This is a genomic window from Hyphomicrobiales bacterium (assembly GCA_039989895.1).
GTDB lineage: Bacteria > Pseudomonadota > Alphaproteobacteria > Rhizobiales > JACESI01 > JACESI01.
Genome location: JBDXGY010000005.1, coordinates 345,304 through 357,671 on the forward strand (window position 1 = coordinate 345,304; position 12,368 = coordinate 357,671).

Annotated in this window: 11 protein-coding genes; 6 read left to right on the top strand and 5 right to left on the bottom strand. The window is 48.2% G+C overall.

What is annotated here, in order from left to right:
• Positions 1 to 76: 76 nt before the first annotated feature.
• Positions 77 to 961, top strand: coding sequence for a DUF547 domain-containing protein (locus tag ABJ081_06475; protein ID MEP6356309.1), 885 nt, complete (start codon positions 77 to 79; stop codon positions 959 to 961).
• Between the two features lie 72 nt (positions 962 to 1,033).
• On the opposite strand, the gene cobO is transcribed toward ABJ081_06475, so the two are convergent.
• From cobO to cobW, 3 genes are read right to left on the bottom strand one after another with little or no spacing between them, the layout of a single operon-like run.
• On the bottom strand, positions 1,034 to 1,651 hold the full coding sequence (gene cobO / locus ABJ081_06480) for a cob(I)yrinic acid a,c-diamide adenosyltransferase (protein MEP6356310.1): 618 nt from the start codon (positions 1,649 to 1,651) through the stop codon (positions 1,034 to 1,036).
• 1 nt (position 1,652) lies between these two features.
• A complete protein-coding gene (gene cobN, locus ABJ081_06485) occupies positions 1,653 to 5,348 on the bottom strand; it encodes a cobaltochelatase subunit CobN (protein ID MEP6356311.1) in 3,696 nt (1,231 codons plus the stop codon).
• 1 nt (position 5,349) lies between these two features.
• Entirely contained in the window at positions 5,350 to 6,393 is a 1,044-nt protein-coding gene (gene cobW, locus ABJ081_06490; protein MEP6356312.1) for a cobalamin biosynthesis protein CobW, read from the bottom strand.
• Between the two features lie 361 nt (positions 6,394 to 6,754).
• Between cobW and ABJ081_06495 the strand changes: the two genes are divergently transcribed.
• Positions 6,755 to 6,967, top strand: coding sequence for a hypothetical protein (locus ABJ081_06495; protein ID MEP6356313.1), 213 nt, complete (start codon positions 6,755 to 6,757; stop codon positions 6,965 to 6,967).
• Positions 6,968 to 7,040: 73 nt separating this feature from the next.
• Positions 7,041 to 7,283: a hypothetical protein gene (locus ABJ081_06500; protein ID MEP6356314.1), complete on the top strand. Its 243-nt coding sequence runs from the start codon at positions 7,041 to 7,043 to the stop codon at positions 7,281 to 7,283.
• Positions 7,284 to 7,289: 6 nt separating this feature from the next.
• On the opposite strand, the gene mnmD is transcribed toward ABJ081_06500, so the two are convergent.
• A complete protein-coding gene (gene mnmD, locus ABJ081_06505) occupies positions 7,290 to 7,970 on the bottom strand; it encodes a tRNA (5-methylaminomethyl-2-thiouridine)(34)-methyltransferase MnmD (GenBank protein ID MEP6356315.1) in 681 nt (226 codons plus the stop codon).
• Between the two features lie 61 nt (positions 7,971 to 8,031).
• Here mnmD and ABJ081_06510 point away from each other — a divergent pair, with 61 nt between their 5' ends.
• Positions 8,032 to 9,177, top strand: a complete 1,146-nt coding sequence (locus tag ABJ081_06510; GenBank protein ID MEP6356316.1) for an FAD-binding oxidoreductase — start codon at positions 8,032 to 8,034, stop codon at positions 9,175 to 9,177.
• Here the strand turns inward: ABJ081_06510 and flhA are convergent.
• Positions 9,174 to 11,300, bottom strand: a complete 2,127-nt coding sequence (gene flhA / locus ABJ081_06515) for a flagellar biosynthesis protein FlhA (GenBank protein MEP6356317.1) — start codon at positions 11,298 to 11,300, stop codon at positions 9,174 to 9,176. The genes ABJ081_06510 and flhA overlap by 4 nt on opposite strands.
• Before the next feature lie 297 nt (positions 11,301 to 11,597).
• Here flhA and ABJ081_06520 point away from each other — a divergent pair, with 297 nt between their 5' ends.
• Both ABJ081_06520 and ABJ081_06525 read left to right on the top strand, forming a co-directional pair.
• Positions 11,598 to 12,206, top strand: a complete 609-nt coding sequence (locus tag ABJ081_06520) for an SCO family protein (protein MEP6356318.1) — start codon at positions 11,598 to 11,600, stop codon at positions 12,204 to 12,206.
• A complete protein-coding gene (locus ABJ081_06525) occupies positions 12,206 to 12,358 on the top strand; it encodes a hypothetical protein (protein MEP6356319.1) in 153 nt (50 codons plus the stop codon). Before ABJ081_06520 ends, ABJ081_06525 begins: the two co-directional genes overlap by 1 nt.
• The last annotated feature ends 10 nt before the right edge of the window (positions 12,359 to 12,368 follow it).

Genomic DNA, 12,368 nt, shown 5'->3' on the forward strand with positions numbered 1-12,368 from the left:
TGAAAGTGCTTAGTAAATTCTCAGTACAATCATTAGTTATGTAGAAGAAACAATGTTTAAACATTAAGGTACATATATGCTTCATTCAATCATGCGCTTCAAGCCATTTGCCGTCATTATTGCGCTTAGTGCTTTGTTCTTATTAGCACTCACAAATTTTCTCACGCCAGCCTTTGCACAAAGCTCTATTGAGCGCTCCTTTGTGCCCAAATCAAAGCTTGCTGATCAAATTTGGAGGAAACATGATGCCGCATCAAAGATTGTCATCGACCACGCTCCTTGGAGTAAATTTTTAGGAAAATACGTAAAAACGAACGGACAAGGCGTTAATCTTGTCGCTTATGGTCGTGTCAGCGGCGAAGATAAAGCGGCCTTAAGAAATTATCTTAAATCACTACAAGCCGTGGATGTAACGAAACTGAACCGTAACGAACAATATGCGTATTGGCTTAATCTTTATAATGCCAGCACGGTTGGCGTAGCGCTCAAGCATTATCCGCTTAAATCTATCCGTGACATTAAGAAAAACGCTCTTGATGTATACGGACCATTTAATGATAAAGTCGCTGTTGTAAACGGCAAAAAACTGACGCTGAATAAAATTGAGAGCGGCATTGTGCGCCCTATCTGGAACGACCCATTGTTGCATTATGGCTTTAACTGCGCTGCCATCACATGCCCCAACCTTGCTAAAAAAGCATATACTGGCGCAAAAGTTCGCAGCCAGCTTGGCGCTGCAGCGAAAAAATATATAAACAGTCCAAGAGGCATTAATATCAAGGACGGACAAATTACCGCGTCAAAAATATATTTTTGGTATGAAGGTGATTTTGGCGGTAGCGAAGCTTCAATTCTCAAGCATATTAGTCGCTATGCAAACGCAGACCTTAAAGCACGCCTAAAAGGCGCTAAAAAAGTAGACAAATATGTCTACGATTGGGCGCTTAATGACGCTCGTTAGCGCACTTTAAAAGTAAAAATCGCGATCTTGATAGGTCGCGATTTTAAGCTAAATACGGGATAGAGTGGTAATTTAAAATTCTATTCCCGCTTGAGCCTTAACGCCTGAACGGAAAGGATGTTTGATCAATTCCATTTCGGTCACTAAGTCGGCGATCTCAATCAGCTCATCTTTCGCGTTACGTCCCGTCACGATCACATGTTTATCTTCCGGCTTATTTTTTAAAACATCAATCACTTCTGCCAGTTCTAGATAATCATAGCGCAATACAATATTGAGCTCATCTAAAAGCACCATTTTGATATCTGGGTCGGCAATCATTGTTTTCGCCTCTTCCCACGCCGCCTTTGCAGAAGCGATGTCGCGCTCGCGGTCTTGTGTTTCCCATGTAAAACCATCGCCCATTGCTTTGATTTTTACTTGTTTAGAATAATTTTCCAGAATATCGCGCTCACCAGTTTTCCATGAGCCTTTGACAAATTGGACGATCCCGACATTAAAACCATGGCCTATGGCACGAAATATCATACCGAAGGCTGCGGTTGATTTGCCTTTACCCTTGCCAGTATTGACGATCAAGAGGCCGCGCTCTTCGGTTTTCGTAGCAATGATTTTATCACGGGCAGCCTTTTTCTTAGCCATTTTATTGGCATGGCGAGCGTTGATTTCTTCTTCTGTCTTTTCAGCCATTTCAAGCCTCCTGAATTTCTTTCAAAAAACCATAGGCCGAATTTAGCTTCGGCGTCCACAGTCCACGATCAATTGCTTCTTGCAAGCGATCAGCGATCTCTTTCAATGCAGGGGCATTATTGTCCGCAATGAAGGCACGTACTTTGTCATCCACCAAAAACGCATCATAGGCCATATCAAAATGATGGTCGCGAACCGCACCTGTAGTGGCGCTAAATGCAAACATATAATCGACTGTTGCGGCAATTTCAAAAGCCCCTTTATAGCCGTGTCGCATCACGCCGTTGATCCATTTCGGGTTGACCACACGAGAGCGCATGACACGCCCAATCTCTTCTTCCAATGTTCGAATAACGGGGCGTTCAGGGCGCGAGTGATCGTTATGATAAACTTTCGGGCGTTCGCCTGAATGCGCTTCAACGGCGGCGGTCATGCCCCCTTCAAACTGATAATAATCATCCGAATCTAATAAATCATGTTCGCGGTTATCTTGATTGTGCACAACCGCTTCAATCCCCGATAAGCGGTCTTCAAAGACCTCGTGGCGCGCTTCACCCGCAAGCTTGGCACCATAGGCATAGCCGCCCCACTCGATATAGGCTTTGGCCAAATCATCGCGCCCATCCCATATTTTTTCATCAATCAAGGCCTGCAAACCCGCACCATAGGCACCCGGTTTAGAGCCAAAAATTCGCAAAGTTGCTGTGCGCTGATCTTTGCCCGCTTTTTGCTCTGCTATGGCCTTGGCGGCAATCGGGTTTTCTTCTGCCTCTTCATCAAGCGCTGCAATCGCCTGTACCGCGCTATCAAACAAAGCAATTTGAGCCGGAAAAGCATCGCGGAAGAACCCGGAAATGCGCAAAGTCACATCAACACGCGGACGACCTAGGGCTGCAAGTGGCGTGATTTCAAATCCAGTAACCCGCCAGCTCGCCGGATCCCATTTTGGTTTTGCTCCAATAAGCGCCAAAGCTTGGGCAATATCATCACCGCCTGTTCGCATGTTCGATGTGCCCCAAGCCGATAGACCAAAGCTCTTCGGCCATGCGCCATTGTCTTGAAAATAGCGCTGCACCAAGAGGTGCGCCGATTTTTCACCAAGCGCCCATGCAGCCGGCGTTGGCAAGGTGCGATTATCGAGCGCGAAAAAATTACGCCCCGTTGGCAAAACATCCAATCGCCCCCGCGTTGGCGCCCCCGATGGGCCGGCTTCAACAAATTGGCCATTCAGACCACGCAGAAGGTTGCTGATTTCGCTCGTCCCACACGATTGAAGCGCTGGGCGCACGACCTGATCAATTTCAGCCAGCACAAGCGCACTTTGCGCGCCAACGGGTTCAAGCGTGCCCGTTATCATCTGCTGCGCCAAGAGTTCCAAGCGCTCCACAGTGTCACCAAGACTGCGCCATGGATCAGCGCTCACACTCTCCAGAATAGCCTGTTTTCCAAGCGTGGCTTTATGTGAGAAATCACAATCAAGCGGATCAAAATCAAGACCAAGATCATCGGCAAGGGCACGAATAAGCGATTGGTCACCCGCCTCGCCCAAACGTCGCGGCACACGCGCAAGCGCCACCAGTAAATCACGCTCCTGCTCGCCTTCTGGTGAGTACCCTAAAATATGAAGACCATCGCGAATTTGCGCCTCTTTCAAATCACACAAATAAGCATCAAGCTTTTGCAGAGCCTCATCTTCAGCGTCACTGTCAGATATGCCCGCATCAAGGTGCAGATTTTCGCCCTTCACAAGATCAAGAATATGCGCACGCAATAATTTCAAGCGTCTGGGATCAAGTCCGCTTGCCAGATAATATTCATCAACCAAGGCTTCCAAATCTTTCAAGGGGCCATAGGTTTCGGCGCGGGTAAGCGGTGGCGTTAGGTGATCAATGATCACACTTGATGCCCGCCGTTTTGCTTGCGTCCCCTCGCCCGGATCATTGACAATAAAGGGATACAAATTCGGCACAGGCCCAAGCACCGCTTCGGGATAACATTCAGCAGATAAGGCGAGCGCTTTGCCCGGCAGCCATTCTAAATTGCCATGTTTGCCATTGTGGATAAGCGCATGAGCCATGAAGTGATCGCGCAACCAAATATAAAAGGCGAAATAGCCATGCGGTGGCACAAGATCGGGATCGTGATAGGTTTCTTTAGGATCAATATTATAACCGCGCGCAGGCTGAATGCCGACCGCAATATTACCATGCATCTGGATTGCCAATTGGAAAGCGTGATCCCGCACAAAGGGGTCATTCTGTGGTGCTCCCCAACGCGCAGTGACCGCCTCTTGCACGCTTTTCGGCAGTTGGGCGAAGGCGATCTCATAGTCTTTGAGTGACAATCTTGCCTCACGTGAGCCGCGCGTCTCGGCATTGGTTGTGCCATCAAGCAGTTGATGAACCAGCGCCGTGCCATCTTTTGGAATATTGTGAACCTCATAGCCCGCTTCACTCAAAGCATCGAGAATAGAAATTGTGCTTTGCGGCGTATCATAGCCAACACCATTGCCAATGCGGCCATCACGGTTTGGGTAATTGGCAAGTATGATCGCAACATTGCGGCTTTCCGGTTTGGCCTTTCGTAAATTGATCCAGCCATAGGCAAGCGCGCTTACATAGTCGACCCTATCCTGCGCCGGTTGATATGTCACAATATTGGTCTGCGTGCGTTCATCGAACTGACCCGCAGACTTAAAAGAAATTGCCCGACTTAAAATGCGCCCATCAAGCTCTGGCAAGACCACATGCATCGCCAGATCACGGGCCGATAGACCTTGCGTATCATTTTCCCATGCTTCAAACGTGCTGGAAGACAAAACCACTTGCAGCACCGGACAATCAGCAGCATCAAAAGGATTTTTAATCGCACTGCCATCATAGGCGGACACCGCAAAGCCGGTTGTGTTCAAGATAATCGACGGATTTGTCTGCTGAAATAGATTTTCCAAAATGGCCTGCGCCAGCTCATCTTTTAAGCTTGGGACAAAGACCGGCAGCGCATTCAGGCCCTTGGCTTGCAAGCCCGCAATCAGCGCATCTATCGGGGCATTATTGCCACCCTCTAAAAGCGCTCGATAAAAAGCAATCACCGCAACCGGCGCATCATCTCTCCAGTTTTGTTGAATATCCGCAAGGCTTGGCTGGTTAAGCTCCGGCCAATAAAGACCGGCTTTCAAAAGCGTTTTAGGTGGCTCGGGTACCGGCGCTTTATCATCCAATAAATGCCCCGCATATTTGAGAAAACCTGCCGCATTGCCCGGACCTGATTCAATCAGATACGCCCATAGAGACGCATAATCATCATCGGAAACGGTTGAAAGGCTTTGCAGTTCTTGGTCGGGTTTGTCATCACCAGGCAATAAAACAAGAGCAATATTATGAGCCCGCGCAAAGGCGGTTATTTCATCAACCAGATAAGACCAATAAGCCCGCCCGCCCAAAAGCCGTGCAACAATTAGCTTTGCCTTGCCGCAGGTCTGCTCCAGATAAACATCCACCGACATGGGATGTTTAAGCTGCATCAAATTAGCAAGGCGCAGGCTATAATCTGGCGCAAGCGCGGCATAAGCCTGTGACAAAAGCGCGATTTCCGTGTCAGCGGCAGAAAGCACAATGACATCACCGACCGACTGGCCAAGGTCAATGGCTTCATCGCCATCAACAATCTGTCCAGGTTGGGCGGCAAGAAGATGCATGTCAGCCTTTTAACGCGGCAGTGATTGCGGTTTTGTCCATGCCTTTTTCGCTGATAACAACGAGCGAAGAATGCGGCGTTTCATCTGCGCCCCACGGCCTATCAAAATAACTGTTTACCCGTGGGCCAACCGCTTGAACCACAAGACGGGCCGCCGCGCCCTCAATCGCGAGAAACCCCTTAAGGCGCAAAATGTCATGGGCTTTCATGACATTTTCAATTGTCTGAATTGCTTCATCTTTATTTTTGTAAAGGCCCGCCTCCACCACGAAACTATCAAAATCATCATGATCATGATCTGCATGTCCGTGGTCGGCTTCATGATGAGACAACCTGTTTGCCATGTCGTCTTCAGCCTTGGAATTAAGACCCAACAGCGCTGGCCCATTAATCGCACCCTCATGGGTCGCAACAAAAGAGACACCCACGCGCACTTCTTTGCGCAAATCAGCCTCAACGCGGGCAAGCGTGGCGCTATCCACCAAATCAGATTTATTCAAAAGAACCATATCAGCACAGACAAGTTGATCTTCAAAAAGCTCATGCAATGGGCTTTCATGGTCCAGTGTTTCATCGGCTGCGCGTTGGGCCTCCAGCGCCTTTTCATTGGCTGCAAAACGCCCCTCACTCACCGCTGGCGTATCAACAATGACAATCACGCCATCCACAGAAACCCGCTCGCGCACCGTCGGCCATGAAAAAGCTTTCACCAGCGGCTGCGGCAGCGCCAAGCCTGATGTTTCAATGATGATGTGATCGGGCGGGGTGTCGCGTTCTAAAAGCGCAGACATAGCGGGTAAAAAATCATCAGCCACCGTGCAGCAGATGCAACCATTGGCCAATTCCACAATATCATCTTCGCTGCATGTTTCATCACCGCAGCCTTTTAGGAGATCGCCATCAACACCAACATCACCAAACTCATTGATGATGAGGGCAATCTTCTTGCCGTTCGCCTGTTCCAATAACTGCCGAATAACGGTGGTTTTGCCAGCGCCCAAAAAACCGGTGAATATTGTTGCTGGTATTTTTTGCGCAAGCGCCATAGTTCACTCCAAAATCATTTGCCGTTTGGTGAAGCATTATTCAGTGACTGTCTATAGACCCATCGGAAAAACATATAAATCCCTCTTGGCAAATCATTGAAAATCAATCAAGCTTGTCTTGTCTTTAACAATCGAAAGGAGGTGATCCAATGTCAGTCATGTTTTTGAGGCACAGCGTGCCAAGTCAGGTGAACTTGATGGTGGAGCAGCCTTCACTATTCTAAACACCGGCCTTTAAATGGCATGCGAGAGGTAGTTTGCCTCAAGCAGACGGAGGGATCACTTAATCAGTGATCCCTTTTTCATAAGCGCCTATTTAAATTTTGGCGGCAAACAAGAGTGAAATTAACGGGATAATGTGATGACTATAGAAATTCTTGGTATTATTGCGATTATCATTATGGTCGGCGCCTATGCCTTAGAAGAGCGCCATCCAACCTTTATTTTGGTTTTTTCTGCTGGCTGTGTTCTGGCCGCTTTTTATGCCTTTCTCATCAATTCTTACCCCTTTTTAATTGCAGAAGGCCTTTGGGCTGTGATCGCCTTTCGGCGCTGGCGCAAGATTGCGGTATGAATTTACTAGGAAAACTAAGCCTCTCTAGTCCGTTGCCATTGTCCTTTCGTGTGGTTTTAGGTAGAGGTTTTTTATGACTGATACATCAGCTCTTAAATATGGCCTGACGCACCCCATCGTTTGCGCCAAATGTTCTGAAGATGTGCTGGAAGGCCGCTCTGGTGGTTTGTCCATGCGTGAATATGCTGCCGTTGATGTGGGCTTTACAAATATTGGTGTTCAAGTTTGGTGCCGTCGGCATAATTTAAATGTGGTGCATATAGATTTCCAAGGAAACCGATTACCAGCTGATTTTCGCTGTCTGGAAATGCCTTAGGGTTCGTTAGCGCACACGATATCCAACGCTCATGTGGCGTTTATGGCCAAAGCCTTTGATGCGCTCTACCTGGAAGCCAGCCTCACCCATCATCCGCCGCACCCATCCTGCTGCTGTATAGGTCGCAAATGTCCCGCCAAGCTTTGTCTTTTGGCCAAGCGCATTCATTAAGCCCTCATTCCAAAGCTCCGGGTTTTTTGCGGGACTAAAGCCATCAAGAAACCAAGCATCCGCTAAATCTGGCATTTGATGGATAAACTGATTGGCATCACCAACCGCCAGCCTCAACGTCACATTTTCGATCATTATTTCTTGCCAGCCGTCTTGCCGCGATAAGGCATCAAGAAAAGGCGCGCTTAGAGCGGCTAAATCCGGCCATGGCTGAAGCGCATGCGTCATTTCCTCACGTGATAGCGGGTAAAGTTCGAAAGAAGTAAATGTGAGATGAGCGCCCTCACATGCATGCTTATTCCAGTGACTAAGCGTCTCATAAAAATTCAACCCAGTACCAAAACCCAATTCGGCAACATGAAAATTCTTCGCCTCTTCGAAGCGAGGGAGAAGCTGATTACCGTTTATAAAAACATGATGCGTTTCTGCGCGGCCATCGTGTTTTGAATAATAAGGATCATCAAAACGGGTCGCCACAGGCACATCATTTTCATCCCATTCAATTGCGTTGTTCATCGCGGCCTTCGTCTTCGCTCTTTCTTTTATTCCCACCCTGTTCTAAATCAGCCGCATGACAATGCAAAAGAAATCATATGATCTTGTCGTGGTCGGCGGCGGTATTTTCGGCCTTTGGATCGCAAAACATGCCGTTGACCTAGGTTTATCGGTCATAGTTGCAGAAAAAGATCGCATCGGCGCGGGTGCGAGTGGCGGCTTACTTGGTGCTTTGATGCCCTATCTGCCAACAGGCTGGAAGGAAAAGAAGCAATTTCAATTTGATGCTTTGAGCGAACTGCCTGCCATCATCGACACGCTGGAAGAAGAGACCGGGCATTCCACTGGCTATGGACGCATTGGCCGCGTCATGCCTATACGGGCGGATCATTTCATCAAAACGGCCGCCGATCTTGCCGTGGCCTCTAAAGACATCTGGCATCAAGGCGAGCACTCGTTTGATTTTGCGCCCCATCAAGATACACGCTTTGACGATTGGCTATCGCCGGAACGCGCACCTTTTGGCTATGCCCTCGATACTTTGGCCGCACGGGTTAATCCACGTGAATATCTCGCCGCGCTCACAGCCTATTTGAATAATCGTGCGACCCTTCAAAACGGTTTTACCTTTGAACATTTTGACGATGGCGTTGCCACGTTTAACAAAGGAGCGGAAAGCGTGAAGGCAGGCGCGATTGTTCTGGCCCAAGGCTATCAAACATTTTCCTATCTCAAGAACACTCATAACATCGATATTGGTACCGGCATTAAAGGACAAGCCGCGCATTTTGAACTTAAAGTCGAAGCTGATAGGCCGGTGATCTATGATGACGGCGTTTATATTGTACCCCAAGACAATGGCACCTGTGCTGTGGGGTCCACGGCAGAAAAAATATGGACTGACCCTAATACCCCCGATCTCAGTGTGACAGACTTTATCGACAAGGCGTTTCTTCTTTGTCCGAGCTTGAAAGACGCCCCATTTCTCGGGCGTTGGGCGGGGGTGCGACCTAAATGTTATGAGCGTGAATCTGTCATTGGACGGCTTTTCGATGATCAACCCATTTACGTTGCAACCGGCGGCTTTAAAATCAGCTTCGGCCTTGCGCATCGTTTAGGTGAGGCTTTGGTCGATGAGATTGTTGGTCGCAAAAGCCGCATCATGCTGCCGTCTGTTTTCACAACGCAGCATCACTTAGAGCGCGCCGCGACCAAACCGACGCCTTAAACAGTCCCTACTGTTTTTAATTTCGCGCGGGGATGCACTTCAGCTTGTGACATGATCGCCGTTTGCGGGCGGAAACGGTCAACGATTGAGCGCACATGATGTCGGATACCGGGGCTTGCCAAAAGGATTGGTATTTCACCTAGTTTTGCCGCCTCTTCAAAAGCATCGCGCACGGCCACGACAAAATCTTGTATTTTCGACGGTGCAATGGCAAGGCGCTTTTCTTCACCCTCACCAACAAGCGCTTCTGCAAAAGCGGTTTCCCAATCCGGTGACAATGTTATCATGGGTAGATACCCCATCTGCGATACGTTTTGGGCTGTGATTTGACGCGCTAGACGAGAGCGCACATGCTCGACGAGACCTGCGGTTGTATTCACAGCACCGGCCACTTCAGCAATGGCCTCAAGAATGCCCGGAAGATCACGGATAGAAACCCGCTCAGCCAGCAAACCTTGAAGCACGCGTTGGATACCGCTCACTGTGATTTGGCTCGGCACCATATCTTCAACAAGTTTCGATTGCTGTGGCGTTAATTCTTCCAGCAAGTCCTGCACAACAGAGTAAGATAAAAGCTCCGAAACATTTGCCTTCATAATTTCTGACAGATGGGTTGAGACAACCGTTGCGGGATCAACCACCGTATAGCCCAATGCGTCAGCATTTGGGCGTTCATCAGGTGCTATCCATGTGGCTGGGAGACCAAATGTAGGCTCTGTTGTGGTGCGCCCCTGAAGAGCCACTTTACCACCGGAGGGGTCCATGACCATCAATTGGTCAGGATAAACCTCGCCAACACCAGCCCGTACTTCCTTGACTTTAATTTCATAATTATTCGGTGAGCTTTGTAGATTATCTAATAATCTCACAGACGGCATGACAAAGCCAAGGTCATTAGCAAGCTGACGTCGCAGCGCCTTGATCTGTTCCGTCAGGCGATCCGATCCTTCGCTTTCATTGATAAGAGAGAGTAGGCCATATCCAACTTCAATGCGCAAATCATCCATCTTGAGGCTGTCGCGGATGTCCGGCTCTTTGGGTGCCATCTCTTCTTGTTTCGCGGTTTCTTCCTTCATGACCACATCATCAGCGGCTGTTTTTTGCCGGCTATAGCCGCTATAGGCCATATATCCAGCGCCGGAGGCCAAAACGAGGAAGATCCCTGTTGGCATACCGGGGAGGAAAGCCATGAATGACATAACAAAAGACGACATACCGAAAGCTTTTGGATAATTGGTCAACTGACTGAACAGCGCTTTATCAGCCGCTCCGCGCACACCTGCCTTAGACACCAAAAGGCCTGCAGCAGTTGACACAATAAGAGCTGGAATTTGGCTTACAAGGCCATCACCTATTGTCAAAAGTGTATAGGTTTTCCCCGCATCACCAAATGACAAGTCTTGCTGCATGATACCGATCACAATACCGCCGACGATATTAATGAAGGTAATCATCAAGCCTGCAATTGCATCACCGCGCACAAACTTCGACGCGCCATCCATGGCACCAAAGAAAGAACTTTCGTCTTCCAGACTTTTACGGCGCTCACGGGCCTGTTCTTCATTAATTATCCCTGCGGACAAATCAGCATCAATCGCCATTTGCTTGCCGGGCATGGCGTCCAATGTAAAGCGTGCCGCCACTTCAGCAATCCGCCCCGAACCCTTGGTGATAACAATGAAGTTCACAATCACAAGAATCGCAAAGACAATAAGCCCGATGATAAAATTGCCACGTGAGACGAAATTACCAAAGGCCTCGATGACATGCCCCGCTGCTTGTGGGCCTTCATGACCATTGGCTAAAATCAAGCGGGTTGAGGCAAGGTTCAACGCCAGTCGAAGCATTGTTGCAAGCAGCAAAACAGTCGGAAAACTTGTAAATTCCAGTGGCGTATGGATGAACAGCGCTGTCATCAACACCAAGACAGAAAAGATAATCGATATGGCCAGAAAGAAATCCAGCATTATTGGCGGCATAGGTAGAATCAGCATCACCAAGATGACGATCACACCAAGGGCTAGGCCGATGTCACCTTGCTTCAAAAATGCAGCAACTGAGCCAAAAGACCCCCCGTCGCCTGCGCCCTTCGCAGCATTACTATCAACACTCGTATCGCTCATCTTCACCCAGCCAATAATTACCGTCAGAGCTTCATGCCCACGCGCGCCTTCATACCCACGCGTGCGAGCTAAAAGTCACTAGGCAATTTTTGCCGTGCTTATGGTTAACGGGGCGTTAAATTAACGTAAGAAATGCAATGTGAAGGAAATAATTATTTTAAAAATAGAATTGTCGTATTTTGAATATTCCATTAATCTCGCAAACAAGTGAGACGTAATTCACGTTCTTTAATTGTCAAACTCTTCGCCCTATAATAGATGTATTGATATTATTGATCATTACGACAAAGGTTTTTCATGTCACTTAAAACATTACAGTATGCTTTGTGGGGTCTGGTTGCGATCGCTGGCGGTGCGTTTGGCGGATATTTTTATATCAACGAGGTACAGAAGCCACAATCACAACAGCTGGCTGGCGTCCAACAAATTGGCGGCCCTTTTGAGCTGACAGATCATAATGGGGCAACCATCACCGAAGCCGCTTTGAATGGTTCACCAAGCATCTTATTTTTTGGCTTCACTCATTGTCCGGAAATTTGTCCAACCACATTGTCAGATATTTCCGGCTGGCTTGATGAGGCCGGTGATGTAGGTAAAAATATCAATAGCTATTTCATCACAGTTGACCCTGAACGAGACCCGCCTGAAGTAATGAAAGATTATGTAACCGCTTTTTCAGACCGCATTACAGGTGTTACCGGAAAACCAGAAAATATCACTCAGATTTTGAGGAATTATCGCGTCTTCGCCAATAAAGTCAGGCTTGGCGATGGTGATTACACGATGGATCACACCGCATCCGTTATTCTATTGGATAGCAAGGGTGAATTTGTTTCAACGATCTCTTATGGCGAAGTGCCAAGTGTTGCCGTTGACAAGTTGAAACTGCTTGCGAAACGCAGCTAATGGCACAGTTTTTACAAACCATTGCAACAACAGGTATCCTGATGTTGATCAGCGCGCTTTTGGGCGGGGCATCATTTGCTTGGGCCTATCAAGGCAATGCGATATGGAGCGAACTCAGGCTTTCTGAAATCGCCGGCTGCTTTGGATTTTAAATAAACAGCC